Raw genomic sequence first — 16,509 nt, 5'->3', positions numbered from 1 at the left:
ACTTTCCGGAGGACTTGGCCGAGCGGACGAGAATAGCGGGCTCGTCGCCCGAGTATTTGAAACCCAGCTGTGCCGAGTAATCGTCAGTGATATAGGGGAAGTTCAGCACAGACACATAGTTGCCGAACGTCGACTCACCACCAGAAAACGAGTGAAAACCACCCCCTAACCCGATCTTGTCGATATCCCCGACGGCAGCTGTTGTCCCGCCCAGACCGAGATAACCTTTTTTCACAGCATCCGTGATGCCGTAACCTTCCAGCGTCGTCGGATTTTCCCCCGACTGTACAATCCCGTACTTATTTATCGTGACCTTACGATAGGTCCCTGCCTTCTTGTCCCCTGGCAAACGCTGATCCAGCGCCAGGTCAACGTATTCGCGCGTTGCCAGCACCACCGCTGGATCAATCTTCAGCACAATGTTGGCAATGCTGGAAACGATCAGATTCATCCGAATAATCTGCGTCCGGCCAGATCCCTGGGCCAACAACGGCTTGAACGTCGGCGCGCAGTTGGCGACGGCCACCAGATCGCCGTCCTGGTCGTACAGACCGATTTCCCGGATCCAGAAACCACCGACGTTTTCCGGGATAACCTGTTCGGCGATGATGACTCCGGGGTTATTCGGGTCCGGCTTAAGCTGGTTAAGCGGTGCGCGGCGTCGCTCGTTGATCAGCTTGGTTTGCAGGCGGTCGGGGAACGGGTCGGTGTCGTTGGCATCACCCACACCCATCTGCGCGAACGTCCAAGGGACGCCAAGGGCATTCGCGTTAGCCTGCTTGGCCGCGCCGATGGCCGTAAGAATGGCTTGAAACTGGCTGTTCTGGTCGATCATGGGAGGATGTCCATCGTATCAATGTGATGTTCGCGACCGCCCAGGCGCAGATAGCCGCTGACTTCGATGTCGCGTTGGGTCGGTGGGTAAACGCTGAGTTCATCGCCTTCGCTGACGCAGGCGCCGATATAGAAACTGCCGGTGGTTTCCAGGCTGATGGCCAGGCCGGTGAGGTGACGGCTGCGGGGTTTGGCGTCATCGATCAGGAAGGTCAGTTCTTGATACATCTCTTCGGTGATGCCGGTGTCCAGCACGCCGACCTTGAGCTTAAAGGTGCCCGGCACGCCGGCCGGCACGTCCTGCCACCACTCGATAATCTCGATCAGATAGCCCAGGGGCTCGACCACGCGCCGCAGCGCACCGATGGTGCCCTTGCGCGAATGGATGTAGTACGCGGCACGGATGGCTGCGCGCTTGGTCGATTCCGACCAGGTGCTGTCCCAGCGGTCGACCGAAAATGACCAGGCCAAGTACGGCAACACAGCGAGCGGGCACAGGTCCGGGTTCCACAGCAGACGAATCGGGATAGGCACCCGCTTGATCTGCGCCAGTGCCACGGCCGCGTCACGCTCCAACTGCGTCGAGTTACTGGGTAGCAGGTGCTGGGCGCCCATCACTCCACCCCAACCGACAATTGAATATCGGTGCAAAACGGCGCCTGGTAAGGCGTGGCGGCAATATCGACCCAGTTCTCCAGCTCAACCTTACGCACGCCTTCGACGTGCAGCGCGGCGTGGATCGCTGATTCTGAGACTTCCATGCCCAACCGGCGGCGCTGGTGGACATAGTCCTTCAGGCGTTGTTCAGCAGCTGCTCGGGCAGGCTCAGTTTCTGGCCCACTGGTTTTCAGGTAGAGCTTGGCCTTGACCTGATAACGCAGGATCTGTGCGGCCTGCACGGTGAGGCGGTCGGCGACGGGGCGGCGGTCATCATCGCTGAGATAGGCGTTAACCACGGCCAGCAACCCAGGCTCGGCACTCCCGTCGGCCAGCATGCCCTGGACCGTCACCACGACCACGGCCGGGGAAGGGCTTTCCGCCGTGGCGTCGGCAACACGGCCATCAGCAGCGCGGGCGTGGAAGATGTAGCTGTTGCGCGGTCCGGCGGTGCTGAGACCTTCCCAGGCCATCTGCGTGCGCTCGCGCAGGCTGTCTTCCCCTTCCATTACGCGTGGAGTGGGCGGGGATGCGGAGGGATTGCCTTCCTGAATAACCAGGCGCTTGACGTTGAAGTTGGAGGCCAAGTTTTCTAGGTCGGAGCCCTTGGCAAAGGCCAGCATATTGGCGGTTGATGCTTCGTTGACCCGTTGGCGCCAGATCGTCTCGCGGTAAGCGTTCTCTTGCAGCAGCTTGGTCAGCGGCTCCGACTCAAGCTCAAGGCGGGCGGCGATTTTTGACTGTTCCTCAGCCGGCCACAGGCTGATGGCGTAGGCCTTGCGCTCGGCAAGGATCTGCTCGTAATCGATCTGTTCTACGATCTGCGGCGCGGGTAACAAGCTGAGGTCGATGGCGGCGAACGTGTTCATACACTGGCCCCCAGTTGCAGCGGCAGACTCATGCTCAACGGTTCATTGGTGTCGACCAGGGTGCCTTCCAGATCCAGAACCGATTGGCCTTGCAGATTGGCGCCGAGGAATTGCACCCGGTTCAGGCTGATGCGCGGTTCCCAGCGCATCAACGCCATGACCGTGGCCGCGTACACGCGCAAGCGGGTGGCATCGTTGAAGGGATGGTCTACCAGCTCGGGCAAAAGGCTGCCGTATTCGCGGCGCATTATGCGGGTGCCTATCCGGGTGGTGAGGATGTCGGTGATCGACTGGCTGATGAGGTCCAGATCGCCGATGGCGCCGCCGGTTTCTCGGTTCATTCTGGTTTCCCCGTCTTCGCGCCGCCGACCAACACGCCGCCGTGCAGGTGTTTCACCAGGCTGATGTCGGCCGCGACCACGTCTTCGGTGACGGTCACAGTGCCGGTGACGTTCTGGTTGCCGGTTTGGGTGTAGTCGCCGTGGTGCGTGATCGGGCCGACGATGTTGATGCCGCCCGTGCTGGTCAAGTTGGTGGTGCCGCCGTCGGGCAGGGTGGCGTTCAGGTGATGGGCGACGCTGTCGTACTCGATCACCGTGCCGTCGGAGTAGGTGCGGCGGTGCAGGCCTGGGCGGTCGCCGTTGGCGGGGATGTGACCGCTGGGTAGGCCGGTGATGACGACGCCATTGGCGAGTTGGCCGGACGGGCTGATCAGGATGACCTGTTCGTCGACGGTGGGCGGGTCCCACTCACGGTCGGCCCCCGCACGCAGGGCCAGCCAGGGCAGCCAGGCGGTGGTCAATTCGCCGGTCTTTACCTTCACGCGCGGGGGCACCATCTGGACTTCGGCGATGACGCCGAGGCGGATGAGGTTTTCGAGCATGCGGGAGAGGGCGGCGAAATTGTTCATGGCGCCGATGGTGGCGCCACGCGTGCGCGGGTGCAGCTTTGCTGCCTTGTAGGGAGGGGGTTTACAGTGTCAGGTGCGCAAGCAAGCTGTCACGGATCACATCAAGATCCGCTTCGGTGAACCCCAACACTTCACGCTGTTCGTACTGCACGTCGGGAGCGCCACGCTCCGCGCGGTCCCTCAAACCGTATTGGTGAACCCGTGCGATGCGCGCAATGCGGCCGGTAAAGCCCACGGATATGGCGTTGCTGTCGCCTCGGGCCTTGAGGTAGGTGGCGTTCTTCAGCTTCTTGAACATTTCCAGCTTGCGACGAATATGCCCCTGTTTACCACGCAGATTGCGCTGTTTACGGGGGGCAAACTTGCTGCCGTCTGGGTTCTGCTGGGCAATAACCCGTTTTTGTTGGCTGCGGCGCAGCTCCTGGCCGATGCTGCGGGCCAGTTGATTGCGCGCTCCCGGCTCCAGCCGCTCCAGCAGCGTGGCTGCCCAGGTCTCCAGCGCTTCCAGATCATTTGCCATCGGGCACAAACCATTCGCTGGTGTTGCCCTGGGCGCCAGGCTTCCAGTTCGGGTCGAGGTAGCCCGCTACACGCTGTGGCTCGTTTGGGTGCTTGACGGTGGTGTTGCCTTGGTCATCTTGGCTGACGATCACTTTTTCCGTCAGCGGCAGGGTAATGCTGAGGTCCACCAGGTCTTTGCTGAGAATCTCGGCTTCAAACTGGAAGCCGTTCTTCACTTTATCGAGGTTGTCGAGCAGCTCGGATTGGTTGACGCTGAGCCAGCCCAGCAGTGGGAGCATTACGCTATCAGGGTGTCCTGCGAACTCTGTGAGGATGATCTGCAGTTCAAAGCTGTACTCAAAAGAGAGGCTTGGCGCAGAGGTGCAACGAACTTTGCCGTTGTTGATAAAGATCAGCAGCCGGTCGGGGTTGTGCTTGAACTCGGCGACGGTGGCCAGGAGGTGGGCGCGTAGGCTTTCAGGCTTGTTCATGGCGCAGCCTGCTGATGCTGATAAACCATGTCGACCTGTGCGGCACAGTCAGCCCAGGCGGCTTCGACGCGGTCCTGGTCGGCGAGCTGGTCGCCGTTATTGAGTGGGCTGGTCGCCGGCAACTGGCACGGCACCACGGCCGGACATCCACTGACGATAAGCGTCGGCGCCGGTAAGGGCGGGGCGCTCCCGCAACCGGCGAGCAACATCAGGCAAAGGCTGAGTAGCCCAGGTGCGTAGTTCGGCGTTTTCAAGTTTCAGCTCCTCTATGGTTCGCTCGCGCTTTGCCAGGCCCTGGCGCAACTGATCCTGTTGGGTGCGCAAGGCACTTTGGGCGTTACGTTCCTGTTTCAGGGTGTTCGTGAGTGTGTTGACGGTGGTGAGGTTGCGGTCGGCGTCTGCGCGGGCAGCCAGGGCCGCCGCCTTTGCCAGCTCTGTGTTGCCCTCGGCGACGTTGATGCGCTGTTGCTGGCCCCAGATCAGCAGCGCCAAGGCCCCGAGCAGGGCAATGCCGTACAGGGCCTGGCGCAGGGTGCTCATGCGCGGTACCAGCCGAGCTTATTCATGGCTTCGGTATCGAGTTGTTTAATAGGGCCGCGAACGATCACGGCCCTGGCACCGCTCATCAACTGAATGGCCTCGGCCAGCACCTGCATATCGTCCTGTTCGGTGGATTCCGGCACCACCAGCAGATCGCCGTCCTGCACTCGCAGTTTTTGCACCGCTTCGAAGTCGATCATGCCGCCACCCCTTGCCCGCAACCGCAGGCGGCGTGCCGTTCGTAGGCGCGCTGGAGCTTCACGTCGTAGAGGTTTCGCTGATAGTCCGGGCCGTTGTAGAGCTTGGCGAATTCGGCCCATTTGCGGGCTTTCAGCGCCTTGTGCAACACCGGGTCGGTTTCAATGAAGCGGGTGAAGGCGTCGAACTGCTGCGATTCGCCGGCACTCATGGCTGCCACGAAGTCCTGCACGCTGGTGTAGCCCAGGCGCTGCCAGTGGAAGCCCATAATCTGGAAAGCCCCCCATGACGCAGATTCAAGGGCGGCGGTGTCGTCGATCAGGCGGGCCATGGCCAGGCGCTGGTGTTCGGCGGTACCGCCGGAGTATCCGCCCGACTTTGGGTTGACCAGGGCGGGATTGACGGCGGCGAGCTGGTCGGCGTGGCGTTTGAGTTCGGCCGGGTCATCGCCTTCGTGCCGCACCTTGGCGAGTTGGCGGTGCATGATGTGCCGTTCGAACAGGATCACTGGCTTGCCGTTGTCGAGGAAGCCCTTGCCCTTGGATTCCACCTCGTTGATGGCATAGATGCTTGCCAGCGGCACGCCGAGGCGTTCGGCGGCAGCGACCAGGTCGCTGTTGCGCAGAAACTGGGCGCAGTCACCACCGGCCAGGCTGGCCTGGGTCTTACTGCCGGCCACACCATCAGCGACCAAGCCGACCTTGAGCTGATAGGCCCGGACAGCAGCTTCGGTGTCGTCGCCGTAGCTGCCGTCCACGTCCAGCTTGGCGCCGTGGTTGTTGAGGTTTTTTTGCAGTGTGCGGACGGCCTGTGAGCGGTCGCCGTGGCGTAGGGTGGTGGTCATGCGCTGGGCCTCAACAGGGCGGCGACGTTGCCGCGAGAACGGAATATCAGGGTGCAGAGCAGCACGATGGAGACGGCTTGCCAGAGGCTGGTGGGCTGGCGGTACAGGAGGATTTCCAGACCGCAGATGCACAGCGCGGATCCAAACAGGCTGGCGAGTAGCGAGATGCTGCGCCGGTACCGCGCAGCGCCTCGGGTGTAGCAGGCCAGGCGCAAGGCGCTGAGCAGATAGGCCACGGCCGTGATCAACTGCACGATCAATTCGATGTTTGGCATCTCAGCTGCCCCCTCTGATGCGGCGGACGATTTCCCAAAAGTCAGCTTTCTCAACCCAGACCATGAGCTTGATGCTGATGGGGATGATCACCAGGGCGCAGCCGAACGCGGCGCCGCCGCTGGTGATAAATGGCAGGGCTTGCAGCGCCATGGGGGCAAAGAGGTAGCCCACACCGGCCGACAGGAACAGAGAGCCCAGACGCTGCCAGACCTTTAGGTCGTGCTTGGTACTGGTCACGAGCCAAGCGCCGAGAATCGCGCCGAACAAGGCTTCCCCGTCGATGATGGGCGTGATGGTTGCCAGGCCCAGGCCCATGAGCAGGCCGGTCACGGCGCTGGAAGTCGGATCAGCCATGGTGTGGGTTTCCTTGGTTACAGGGGATCAGTCCCATAGCTGCACCATCTGCCGCTGTGGGGCGCTGGCTTGGGCTTCGGGCATGTTGACGACAAGGCCTTGCGGCAGGATTGGGCCGTGATCGGCCAGGCCGGGGTTGGCTTCAAGAACGGCCTCGGTGACGCCTGCGGTGCGGCCGTAGAAACGCCAGCACAGCGCGTCGACCGTGTCGTTTTGATTGGCGCGAACGGTGACGGCCATCACACCAGCTCCACGGTGGTACGGGAGTGGCCGAGGAAGTCGCGGACGGCCCAGCGCAGGTCGCGGCGGTAGTCGTCAATGGTGGGGGTGACTTCTTCGGCCTTCTGGTTGCCAGTGTTGGTGGCGCTGTAGTCGCGGTAACGCTCGCAGACTTCGGCGCCGGTAGCGGCTTCGATGGCTCGACGGTAGAGGTGGGCCTTTACTGACACATCTTTGATACGGTCACCTGGTACGTCGTCCAGCGTGGCGTAGCCGGCTGCTTGCTGGGTTTCCCGCCACTCGGCCAGCTCGCGGTTCAGGTTGATGGCGGCAGAAATAACGGCAGTTTCCAGGCGCGCCGGGGTGACGCTGTCGTTGATGCGCAGGGTGGCGCGCAAATGGTCCAGGTCAATCGACGGCCAGAAGGGGTCGGTGTTGATATGACCGCCTGCGACTGGGCCGCTGGCTACAAATGCGCTCATGAACTGCACTCGAAAATAGGTCGCCGGTGGTCGGGGCTTCACGTTCAGGAGGAGCGGCCTGGCCGATCCGCCCCGAGCCGGCGGGGTGCGTGGGGACGCTCGGTTAGCTGCTTGGTGCAGCGTATTTCTTGAGGAGGCGTTCGACGCGCTCCAGATCCTTCTTGCCACCGCAGTTGGTGTTCAGCTCAATGGCGCGAGCCAGGTAGTCCTTTGCCGATTGCAAGTAGCCGAGGGCGATCACCTTGTTTTCTGAGGTGTCATCATCGGAAACCTTCTCGGCACACGCTTTACCTAGCGCCAGATGCAGCTTGGCTTTGGCCTGGTCAGGCATATCCTCTTCACCCGCGATCTGCTCGGTGCGTAGCAGCAGGTCAAGATCAAAGGTCCCGCCGGCTTTCTGGGCCTTCAGGGCCACTTCGGAGATTTCTTCCGCGATAATGGTGCCGGTGGTGCGCTCGAAACGGTCAGGCATCAACAACGAGTGGGTGATTACGTAATCGGCGATATCAAGGGCGCCGGAAAAGTCGCCGGCATCCATTCGCCAGACCATCAGAGTGGTGAGCACCTGGTCTTGTGCGCCTTTACCTTCAGCGAGGACGCCTTGCACGTACGGAATATATTCAGGCAGCAATTGCCGTTTCAGCTCTGCCCTTCCTTCAATTGACTGCACCTGTTTCAGGCGCAGATAGTCCTGCTGGAGCTTCGCAAGGTGCAGCTCGTAAACGGTGGAACCCTCCATCGTCAGAGCTGGGCCGGCCACGGCAGCCGCTGCAATAGCAGCGGTGACGCGTTGGAAGTGATGGCGGCAAGGGTTGGTCATGATTGCCGGCCTCAGCTCAGGGTGATGTTTTCGGCCATGGCAGCGCAGCCCAGGTCTTCAATCACGTAGCTTTCATTGACCGATTCGAAGTTTTCGATGCGGTCGCGTTTGGCGTTGTCGACGACAGTGCGGCGGCGGGTGTTTTCCTGCCAGTAGATCGACAGGTTGTCGAGACGAGTCACCAGCAGCCCGTTGGCCGGGAAGTACGGCACACGCACGGCTGGCAAGTTGCCGATGCGTTTTTGGCTGGTGACGATATCGGCCGCAAGCATTTCGGTCGGAGCCTGGGTTTTGTTGATGATCGGGAAGTACTTGTCGGCCAGCAGTTGGCGACCGCAGATCACGACCAGGTCGGTGTCTTCCTGGTACCAGGGCTCGATGAACTCGTTGACCATGCTCACGACCAGGGCGTCGATGTTTTCGAAGTCCTTGCCGGCGCCGATCTGGATTTTTCCGCTTCCGTCGACCACTTCCTTCATCACCCGGGCGGGGTTTTCCAGGCGCATTTTTTCCAGCCAGCCGACGTTGACGTCCTGCAACAGTTGGTTGATTGCCGGGTTGGAGGTTGCAGCGCGGCTGGTACCGTTCCAGCCGATCATGATCCGGTTGAGCGCTTGGGCCTTGATGATTGCGTCACGAATCCGCGCCTGGAAGTCCTTGAACTTGGCCCACTGGTCCAGCTTCTGGTAGCGAATGCCCGTGTCGAAGTTGGTCTGAGTGCAGACGTACCCTCGGTTGTCCAGGCCGCTAGGGTCGCGGGGTTCACGGTCCTTGAGGGTAGTGTCGGTGGTGCTGGCAATGGTGCCGTCGATACCAATGCCGATTTTTTCACCCGACTGCTCGGAGACACCAAACACGTTGATGGCGCTGAGGAACGCGCTGGATTCCTGAATGCGGGTTTCCAGAGTCTGCGCGACGCTTGGGGCTGCGGTAAATTTGGTGGTGACGTCGCCCACCCCGTGCAATTGCGCGAGTTGTTGCAGGTAGGCGTTGAAAAGGACGCGAGTATCGTTACGCATGGTGTTCTCCGATGTTCCTTGGCTGGGTGTTGTCCGTGATGTGGATCAGCAGTCGGTGACGAGCTTCCCGTCACCGCCCGTAGCAGCAGGGCGAGCGGCGAACTGCGTTTTCGTGCCTTTGTTGTCCGGGGTGTTTTCGAGCTTTTTGACCAGATCGCTGAAGTCAGCAGATAGCTTTTCGTGGGCTGCCTGCAGCTTCTCGCGAGCGGATTTTTCAGCGGCAAAGGCTTCGCCTTGGCTGGCAACATGCTCGGCCATGGCCTCAACGGATTCGCCGAGTTCTGCAAAAATGGCGGCGTCCTTGCCTTCCTTGTCCTTGCTCTTGCCGAGGGCTTCGAGAACGCGGCTGAAAATACCTGCAACCTTGCTGCTTTCGTCCTCTACGTCTTCGAATTCAAGTGCGACCTCGATAGCCTCGGAAAACAGGTTGTCGGGGTTGCTTTTGCGACTTGCCAGCGGGTTTTTGTCCGGGTGCTGGGAGCTGAAGGCAAGCATCTCAGTGCCCAGGCTCGCCGGGCTGTCGGTGACCGCGATACCGTCCAGATAGGCGCGGCCGGTGTCAGCGAACTTCGGGCGAATCTCGATGCTGGTAAACATTTTCTGCCGGGCCTTGTTCATGGTGACCAGGTCGGCAGTCGGTTCGATTTGGGCAAACAGCGCCAGCTTTTTAGCCCCGGCGATTTCGATTTCTTCAGTCTTCAGCGCTACCACATCGCCGTAGGCACGGAAGGGGCTGTCGGGCAGCATGCTGCGCATGTGTTCGATCCAAACCCGTGCCCCGTAGGTGTTTTGGCTGTAGGTCTCGGCAGCATCGACCAGCCATTGCCGTTCGATCTGGCGACCGTCAGTGGTGGCGCCTTCAACGGCGACGCGGAAAAACTTGGAGCGTTGTTTCTTGGCTGGGGTGTCGGTTTTGCCGGCCATGCGTGAATCCTCAGTGCGGTGGCTGTGTGCCTTGGCGATGAGCGCATGTTGTTGAGCGCGAGCGTGACGGGCAACGACGTGCTCTTGTAGAACGGGCTGTTACAAGGACGGGCGCGGGTACTGTACGCGCGCGGGCGGCAGCATCTGCGCCATGAATGCCATCGTCGAATTACCCACCGATCACCGCCGCCATGCCAAGCACCTGTATTGGCAGGGCTATCGCGTGTGCGAGATCGCCGAACTGATTGGGGAGAAGGAAAAGACCCTGCACAGCTGGAAGGCCCGCGACGAATGGGACCGGGCCACGCCTCTGGAGCGTATTCAGGCCGCGACCGAAGCGCGGTTGGTGCAACTGATCCTCAAAGACCCCAAGTCAGGATCGGACTACAAGGAAATTGACCTGCTGCACCGCCAGCTTGAGCGGCAGGCGCGCATTCAGCGCTTCAACGAGGGCGGCACCGAAACCGAACTGAATCCGAATCTGGCCAAGCGCAACGAAGGGCCGAAGAAGGCGCCGAAACGCAACGAGTTCGACGAAGAACATATCGAAAAGCTGACCGAGGCCTTCATTGATGGCTGTTTCGGCTACCAGCTCGATTGGTACAAGGCCGGCACTCAACGCACCCGCGCAATCCTCAAATCCCGGCAGATCGGTGCGACGTACTATTTTGCTCGGGAGGCGTTGATTGATGCGCTGACCACAGGGCGCAACCAGATTTTCCTGTCGGCTTCGAAGAATCAGGCGCACATTTTCAAGGCTTATATCCAGGCGTTTGCCCGTGAGGTGGTCGGTGTTGAACTGACTGGCGACCCGATCATCCTGAGCAACGGCGCCGAGCTGCACTTTCTGGGCACCAACGCCCGGACGGCCCAGGGCTATCACGGCAATTTCTACTTCGACGAATTCTTCTGGACGTTCAAGTTCAAGGAACTGAACAAGGTCGCCAGTGGCATGGCGATGCAGAAGCAGTACCGCCGGACCTACTTTTCGACGCCTTCCAGCATGGCGCACGAAGCCTATACGTTCTGGACGGGGGAGCGCTTCAACAAGGGCAAGCCAGCGGCGCAGCGGGTCAAAATCGACGTTTCCCACGACTCGCTGCAACAGGGCCGGCTTTGCGAGGACCGTGTCTGGCGGCAGATCGTCACCATCCTGGATGCTGAAGACCGTGGCTGCGACCTGTTCGACCTCGACGAACTGCGGCAGGAGTACGACGCCGAGGCGTTCCAGAACCTGCTGATGTGCCAGTTCATCGACGACGGCGCCAGTATTTTCCCGTTGGCAATGCTGCAGCCTTGCATGGTCGACAGTTGGGACCTATGGGCCGAGGACTACAAACCGTTTGCTGCCCGGCCGTTTGGGGATCGTCAGGTCTGGGTCGGTTACGACCCCGCCGAGAATGGTGACAGCGCGGGGCTGGTGGTAATCGGCCCGCCCACGGTGCCTGGCGGCAAATTCAGGGTGCTGGAAAAACACCAGTTCCGAGGTATGGACTTTGCGGCCCAGGCCGAAGCCATCCGCCAGGTGACCAGGCGCTATTGGGTGACATACATCGGGATCGACATCACTGGCATGGGCTCCGGCGTGGCGCAGTTGGTGAAGCAGTTCTTCCCGAACATCACCACTTTCAGCTATTCGCCCGAAGTCAAAACCCGCCTGGTGCTGAAGGCTTATGACGTCATCAAAAACGGCCGCCTGGAGTTCGATGCCGGCTGGACGGACATGGCGCAATCACTGATGGCTATCCGCAAAACAATCACCGCCTCCGGGCGCATGTTCACTTACACGGCCGGTCGCACAGACGAGACGGGCCATGCCGACTTGGCGTGGGCGCTGTTCCACGCGCTGCACAACGAACCCCTTGAAGGGCAGACCACGGCGAACACCGGATTTATGGAGTCTTACTGATGAGCAGACGCAAGCGCGGAACCCAATTAGCCACCGCCCAGCCTCCCATTGAGGGGGATCTGCTGCCACCCGAGGCTGGACCCGTTGAGGCGTTTACCTTTGGCGACCCGACGCCGGTACTCGATGGCAGGGAAGTCCTGGACTATCTGGAGTGCTGGGCCAATGGGCGTTGGTTTGAAACCCCCATGTCCATGGATGGCCTGGCGAAGACGACGCGGGCCAGCGTGTACCTTCAGTCGGGGCTGAACTTCAAACGCAACATGTTGGCCCGCACGTTCGTTCCCCACCGGCTGCTGAGTCGCCAGGCCTTTGAGCAATTCGCCCTGGACTGGCTATGGTGCGGCAACTGCTACCTGGAGAAACGCAGCAACATGCTGCGCGGCACCATGGGCCTGCTGCCACCGCTGGCGAAGTACATGCGCCGGGGTGTCGACTTGGAGACCTATTACCAGGTGCGTGGCTGGAAAGATGAGCACGAATTTGCCCCCGGCTCGATCTGCCACCTGCGTGAGGCGGATATCAATCAGGAGATCTACGGCTTGCCAGAGTGGCTGGCTGCGCTGCAAAGCGCGCTGCTCAACGAGAGCGCCACGCTGTTCCGTCGCAAGTACTACAACAACGGCAGCCATGCCGGTTTCATCCTGTACATGACCGACGCGGCGCAGAAGGAAGAGGACATTGACTCACTGCGCACGGCGCTGAAGAACTCCAAGGGACCAGGCAACTTTCGCAACCTGTTCGTCTATGCCCCGGCCGGGAAGAAGGACGGTATCCAACTCATTCCCGTGAGTGAGGTAGCGGCCAAGGATGAATTCAGCTCGATCAAGAACATCAGCCGCGACGACTTGCTCGCGGCGTTGCGCATTCCGCCACAGTTGATGGGCATCGTGCCGCAGAACGCGGGCGGGTTTGGGTCGTTGCGGGAGGCTGCTGAGGTTTGGGCGGTCAACGAGCTGGAGCCGTTGCAGGCTCGCCTGGCCCAGGTCAATGACTGGCTGGGTGAGGAGGTTGTCAGCTTCAAAGAATTTGAGCTTCCAACGGGGGGGAAGTAGTACCCCCGCGCAGTAAACGAGGCGACGAGCTGGTGCGCTAACACCCGCTCGACGCTGAATCACTCGTACATGCCGAGTGCTCCAACCAAGGCCTCGCCCCACTGCGCAGGGGGTGCGAAGCCTAAGCGAATCCAATTGTCGAAACAAGGATCACTTATGAGCACACCAATAATCCCGTGGATGGGCGGCAAGCGTCGCCTGGCAGATCGCCTTATTCCGCTGTTTCCGCCTCACGAATGCTACGTCGAGGTCTTTGCCGGCGGCGCTGCGCTTTATTTCATGCGGCCCCAAGCGGCACCCGTTGAAGTCCTCAACGATATCAACGGCGACCTGGTGACGTTGTACCGGGTTGTGCAGAACCACCTGGAAGAGTTCGTGCGCCAGTTCAAGTGGGCGCTCAGCTCCCGCCAGGTGTTCGAATGGCAGAAGATGACCAGGCCGGAAACCCTCACCGATATCCAACGGGCTGCCCGGTTTTTCTACCTGCAGCACCATGCCTTCGCCGGCAAGGTCAGCGGGCAGACCTTCGGTACCGCCACCACTGGACCAGCCATCAACTTGCTGCGGATCGAGGAGAACCTGTCTGCGGCCTGGCAACGGCTGTCGGGCACCTATGTCGAGAACCTGGGCTGGCTGGAATGCGCGGAACGCTACGACCGGCCGCACACCTTCCATTACATGGACCCGCCTTACTGGCAGACCGCTGGTTATGGGGTGGACTTCCCGTTTGAGAACTATGAGCGGATGGCCGAGTTCATGCGGCGCTGCAAGGGCAAGGTGATGGTCAGCATTAACGACCACCCAGATATCCGACGTGTGTTTGCGGGGTTTCATTTCGAGACGGTGGACATTCGATACAGCACAACTAATCAGCGGCAGGTAAAGGCTGAAGTTAGTGGGGAGCTAGTGATTATGAACTGGGCTCCAGAGGCGCTGGGGATGTTGTTTTGATTTAAAGGGGAGCGGGTATGAGGCCATACCCGCTTGACCTAAGCGCCGCAAAGACGGCTTTATGTTTCGTTACAGAGTAACCCCTGTATGCTTTTCGAGCTGCTGCTTGACCAATCCCTTCGCTAATTGGCCCAGTAGTTCGAATGTGAAGCCGCTTGCTTTGAGCGCTCCCTCTTTCGTCATACTCCAAATTTTTTCGTCCCTGACCGAGTCGGCAAAATCGTGTCCAGATGGTGTGAGTCCAGAAAAAATATATAGTCCTCCGGCATTACGCGGCATATCAAAAAGTCCGCTTTGGATAGCGAGTTTGAGGTGGTACTCGACTTGGGCTGGGGTAAATCCATCAATTACCATGTCGTTCTCAAAGTCTTCGTAACTTACTAAATCGTTTGGTCCTTTATGATCTTTCTCGACTTCTAGAACAACAAGTCTCATCAAATCCATATCTCTTTGCATGTGTCTCTCCTGACGGATCTTGGCAGGGATGCCTGTAACCAGCAAAAGACGCTCCCACACCTAGTTAAAAGGGGGGATCTAACTGTAACTGGCGCTATTCGTAACGCAATAGAGCTTACTTCCGCATTCTTTTAGGCACCAGCAGACCAGCCGAGGCGGTCGGTTCAGCGGCACGGCCTAAATGGTACTCGGCATATTGGTCGTTACCATCGCGCCGGTCGAACAACCCTAATAACTTCCAACCGTCATCCAGCAGCTCTTGGGCTTGCGCCTGGGTGGTCACCATTTTCAAAACTTTCGTGTCTTCAATCGCCATCGATCCAGCTCCTGGTTGAGTGAGTGCTCAGTGTAGGCACGGTGTTGGCCGTTGACGTAGTTTCAATGTGTCTTCGGTCGCGCAGGTTGCACACCAGGGGGATTGCTTGTTGTTGAAATATGTGTTGCTGGTGAGTGCGTTTTTCCGACCGTAACGCGTCTTCCCCTGGCGCGCGCCGTCGTCCCCCCACCTCGCCTGCGGGCTAAATGGGTCGTTTTTTCTGCACCCCCGCAGACCATTCTCGGCGGCTCAGGCTGGGTGCTTGCTTGCCGTTTTGGGGAGGTTCAAAACCTGCGGAACCCTGCGCCGAGGGGATGCTTCGGGGGAGGGCTGAAGGCGCTGCTATGGAGCGGGACAGGGGGGCATGCTTTAGATAGAGTAATTTCAGTAATCAGACCGGAAGAATGGGCTGGAGGTCGCGAGTTCCGTAGGGCTCGGTATTACAAAAAGGAGTAACAGAGAAGTAATTGAAAAGGTAATAAATAGTCAAGAAACTGATTTTAAAGGGATTTTTTATTTTTAGCAGTTACATTTTTAAGGAGTAATCAGATCACTTAAATATTACTAAAAAATTACCTATGATTAGCGAGATAAAAACCTTGTTTTTCAACAGGTTGAGTCCTATATATTGTCAAATATTACTAATGTTACTCTTTTTTTTGGCCCAAAAAAATTTGGATCTCAGGCATTCTACGCAATGGTGCTTAGGTGCCCGCGCCAATAGCTGACAACAGTGGCTCGTCAGGGAGATTCTGGGCGGTGGTAGGCCGGGATTTTGAGTATCCGCAGCTGCTCTACAAAAGAGCGAAGTAGCCGCTGGGGTTGGTGGGGTGTTGACTGAGTGCGAAGGTGCATGAAGTTCTGTTTTGTAGCGACAAGAACCAAAAGTTAGCTGGTGGTTTTCGTGTGAAAAGCGCCACCATTGACTAGAGTGAGTTGTAGCTGATGTACTTAGCTTTAAGGGTATTATTAAGTGTTATGGGTTGCTTCAATAATCGTTTTTTATATGATTCGGGGGAGTTATGGAAGGTTTGATGAAAAATGCCCAAAGTTACTTTAGTGGTAAGTTTGGATCTGCATTCATTATTTCGGCAGTAGTTACTTACCCCAGCAGTGTTGTAGATGATCTTCAAGTGGGAGTTCTGTCGTTGATTGATCCAACCTCCGGCGTTAAAAGCAGGGTGCTGGTTCTGAAAAATCTAGGTAATGTGATAGAGCTTGAACATATAGTTAAGTCGATTGATGAGATATTTTTAAATTGCGATGGAGACCTTGCACTCGAGTTTTCTAATGAGATAAACCGCACCGGACATGCGGTTCACTCGGAAACAATGACTGTAGCCTCTGTCCTGTCGATATATACAAACAAGCTATGCGCACCAATTGAGCAGGTTCTTAGTGCTTTTGAAGTCATTTCGCAGAGGGTCAGGGTAATTGAGGAGGCAAAAATGTATATGAGCTTATTTGTTTCTTATGGTGGGCCTGATGAGGAAGTGGCGGTAAAAATAAATAAAAGGATTCGGGCGTCTGGAGTTACAACGTGGTTTTTTTTAGACGATGCTTTGCCGGGGCAAAAACTGCATAGGATGATGTTTGATGGCGTAAATCAACATGATCGCGTTTTGTTGGTCTGTTCAAAGAACTCCTTGAGTCGTTCTGGTGTTCTTAATGAGATTGAAAAAGTGTTAGAGCGTGAGGCCAAGGAGGGAGGGGGTGAAATATTAATACCTATAACTCTAGATGATTTTGTTTTTAGCGAGTGGGCGCCTAGTCGTCCAGATATTGCAGCCCAGATACGGAATCGAGTTATTACGCCAATCGATACGAAGAATGATGAGCTATTTGAAGAACAAATTTCGAAAGTTCTAAGGGCGATTGGTCGATAAC

23 protein-coding genes and 1 pseudogene are annotated in these 16,509 nt (G+C 58.4%); 4 read left to right on the top strand and 20 right to left on the bottom strand.

The genetic code is table 11. The annotated features are described in order from the left end of the window. The 18 genes and pseudogenes from HBR93_RS26950 to HBR93_RS10405 form a co-directional block, all read right to left on the bottom strand. Nucleotides 1-835, bottom strand: an 835-nt coding sequence (locus HBR93_RS26950) for a phage tail protein (RefSeq protein WP_262377280.1), incomplete at its 3' end; no start/stop codon positions are given. Then, nucleotides 832-1,449 carry a phage tail protein I gene (locus tag HBR93_RS10480; RefSeq protein WP_169960273.1) on the bottom strand — a complete coding sequence of 206 codons (618 nt, stop codon included), beginning with the start codon at nt 1,447-1,449 and terminating at the stop codon, nt 832-834. The genes HBR93_RS26950 and HBR93_RS10480, both read right to left, overlap by 4 nt. Then, entirely contained in the window at nt 1,449-2,360 is a 912-nt protein-coding gene (locus tag HBR93_RS10475) for a baseplate assembly protein (protein WP_169960272.1), read from the bottom strand. The genes HBR93_RS10480 and HBR93_RS10475 overlap by 1 nt, the downstream gene beginning before the upstream one ends. Further along, nucleotides 2,357-2,701: a GPW/gp25 family protein gene (locus HBR93_RS10470; protein ID WP_169960271.1), complete on the bottom strand. Its 345-nt coding sequence runs from the start codon at nt 2,699-2,701 to the stop codon at nt 2,357-2,359. The genes HBR93_RS10475 and HBR93_RS10470 overlap by 4 nt, the downstream gene beginning before the upstream one ends. After that, a complete protein-coding gene (locus HBR93_RS10465; RefSeq protein WP_169960270.1) occupies nt 2,698-3,270 on the bottom strand; it encodes a phage baseplate assembly protein V in 573 nt (190 codons plus the stop codon). Before HBR93_RS10465 ends, HBR93_RS10470 begins: the two co-directional genes overlap by 4 nt. A gap of 61 nt (nt 3,271-3,331) precedes the next feature. Beyond that, nucleotides 3,332-3,790 carry a phage virion morphogenesis protein gene (locus tag HBR93_RS10460; RefSeq protein ID WP_169960269.1) on the bottom strand — a complete coding sequence of 153 codons (459 nt, stop codon included), beginning with the start codon at nt 3,788-3,790 and terminating at the stop codon, nt 3,332-3,334. Beyond that, complete coding sequence (locus tag HBR93_RS10455) at nt 3,780-4,262, bottom strand: phage tail protein (protein WP_169960268.1); 483 nt, start codon at nt 4,260-4,262, stop codon at nt 3,780-3,782. The genes HBR93_RS10460 and HBR93_RS10455 overlap by 11 nt, the downstream gene beginning before the upstream one ends. Next, nucleotides 4,259-4,444 (bottom strand): annotated as a pseudogene (gene lysC, locus HBR93_RS26815) (Rz1-like lysis system protein LysC); the annotation flags it as partial. The pseudogene lysC and the gene HBR93_RS10455, both read right to left, overlap by 4 nt. After that, nucleotides 4,359-4,802 (bottom strand): Rz-like lysis system protein LysB, encoded by a 444-nt coding sequence (gene lysB / locus HBR93_RS26945; RefSeq protein WP_169960267.1) that lies wholly within the window; start codon nt 4,800-4,802, stop codon nt 4,359-4,361. The pseudogene lysC and the gene lysB, both read right to left, overlap by 86 nt. Continuing rightward, on the bottom strand, nt 4,799-5,002 hold the full coding sequence (locus HBR93_RS10445; protein WP_128592886.1) for a hypothetical protein: 204 nt from the start codon (nt 5,000-5,002) through the stop codon (nt 4,799-4,801). The genes lysB and HBR93_RS10445 overlap by 4 nt, the downstream gene beginning before the upstream one ends. After that, the gene (locus HBR93_RS10440; protein ID WP_169960266.1) at nt 4,999-5,844 is read right to left on the bottom strand and encodes an N-acetylmuramidase family protein; all 846 of its coding nucleotides are present in this window, start codon (nt 5,842-5,844) and stop codon (nt 4,999-5,001) included. The genes HBR93_RS10445 and HBR93_RS10440 overlap by 4 nt, the downstream gene beginning before the upstream one ends. After that, nucleotides 5,841-6,119, bottom strand: a complete 279-nt coding sequence (locus HBR93_RS10435) for a phage holin family protein (RefSeq protein ID WP_070994594.1) — start codon at nt 6,117-6,119, stop codon at nt 5,841-5,843. Before HBR93_RS10435 ends, HBR93_RS10440 begins: the two co-directional genes overlap by 4 nt. Nucleotide 6,120: 1 nt before the next feature. Further along, on the bottom strand, nt 6,121-6,474 hold the full coding sequence (locus HBR93_RS10430; protein WP_070994593.1) for a putative holin: 354 nt from the start codon (nt 6,472-6,474) through the stop codon (nt 6,121-6,123). A gap of 27 nt (nt 6,475-6,501) precedes the next feature. After that, nucleotides 6,502-6,714, bottom strand: coding sequence for a tail protein X (locus HBR93_RS10425; protein ID WP_169960265.1), 213 nt, complete (start codon nt 6,712-6,714; stop codon nt 6,502-6,504). Beyond that, complete coding sequence (locus HBR93_RS10420) at nt 6,714-7,175, bottom strand: head completion/stabilization protein (protein ID WP_169960264.1); 462 nt, start codon at nt 7,173-7,175, stop codon at nt 6,714-6,716. Before HBR93_RS10420 ends, HBR93_RS10425 begins: the two co-directional genes overlap by 1 nt. A gap of 103 nt (nt 7,176-7,278) precedes the next feature. After that, nucleotides 7,279-7,995 carry a terminase endonuclease subunit gene (locus tag HBR93_RS10415; protein ID WP_169960263.1) on the bottom strand — a complete coding sequence of 239 codons (717 nt, stop codon included), beginning with the start codon at nt 7,993-7,995 and terminating at the stop codon, nt 7,279-7,281. An 11-nt stretch (nt 7,996-8,006) separates the two neighbouring features. After that, on the bottom strand, nt 8,007-9,014 hold the full coding sequence (locus HBR93_RS10410) for a phage major capsid protein, P2 family (RefSeq protein WP_169960262.1): 1,008 nt from the start codon (nt 9,012-9,014) through the stop codon (nt 8,007-8,009). A 45-nt stretch (nt 9,015-9,059) separates the two neighbouring features. Beyond that, entirely contained in the window at nt 9,060-9,938 is an 879-nt protein-coding gene (locus HBR93_RS10405) for a GPO family capsid scaffolding protein (protein ID WP_169960261.1), read from the bottom strand. A 151-nt stretch (nt 9,939-10,089) separates the two neighbouring features. Between HBR93_RS10405 and HBR93_RS10400 the strand changes: the two genes are divergently transcribed. The 3 genes from HBR93_RS10400 (at nt 10,090) to HBR93_RS10390 (ending at nt 13,850) form a co-directional block, all read left to right on the top strand. Further along, nucleotides 10,090-11,847, top strand: coding sequence for a terminase ATPase subunit family protein (locus HBR93_RS10400; RefSeq protein ID WP_169960260.1), 1,758 nt, complete (start codon nt 10,090-10,092; stop codon nt 11,845-11,847). Further along, nucleotides 11,847-12,899 carry a phage portal protein gene (locus HBR93_RS10395; RefSeq protein WP_092231611.1) on the top strand — a complete coding sequence of 351 codons (1,053 nt, stop codon included), beginning with the start codon at nt 11,847-11,849 and terminating at the stop codon, nt 12,897-12,899. The genes HBR93_RS10400 and HBR93_RS10395 overlap by 1 nt, the downstream gene beginning before the upstream one ends. 156 nt (nt 12,900-13,055) lie before the next feature. Further along, a complete protein-coding gene (locus HBR93_RS10390; protein WP_169960259.1) occupies nt 13,056-13,850 on the top strand; it encodes a DNA adenine methylase in 795 nt (264 codons plus the stop codon). 69 nt (nt 13,851-13,919) lie between these two features. Here HBR93_RS10390 and HBR93_RS10385 read toward each other — a convergent pair whose 3' ends face one another. Further along, nucleotides 13,920-14,306, bottom strand: a complete 387-nt coding sequence (locus HBR93_RS10385; protein ID WP_169960258.1) for a DUF2513 domain-containing protein — start codon at nt 14,304-14,306, stop codon at nt 13,920-13,922. Nucleotides 14,307-14,421: 115 nt separating this feature from the next. Then, nucleotides 14,422-14,622, bottom strand: a complete 201-nt coding sequence (locus tag HBR93_RS10380) for a hypothetical protein (protein ID WP_169960257.1) — start codon at nt 14,620-14,622, stop codon at nt 14,422-14,424. Between the two features lie 1,034 nt (nt 14,623-15,656). Here HBR93_RS10380 and HBR93_RS10375 point away from each other — a divergent pair. Next, nucleotides 15,657-16,508, top strand: coding sequence for a toll/interleukin-1 receptor domain-containing protein (locus tag HBR93_RS10375; RefSeq protein ID WP_169960256.1), 852 nt, complete (start codon nt 15,657-15,659; stop codon nt 16,506-16,508). Nucleotide 16,509: the final 1 nt, after the last annotated feature.

Origin of the sequence: Pseudomonas sp. WS 5411 (genome assembly GCF_012985595.1) — a bacterium.
Taxonomy (GTDB): domain Bacteria; phylum Pseudomonadota; class Gammaproteobacteria; order Pseudomonadales; family Pseudomonadaceae; genus Aquipseudomonas; species Aquipseudomonas shahriarae.
Note: the sequence above shows the minus strand (reverse complement) of the source record. Positions and strands in the feature narration are given on the sequence as shown.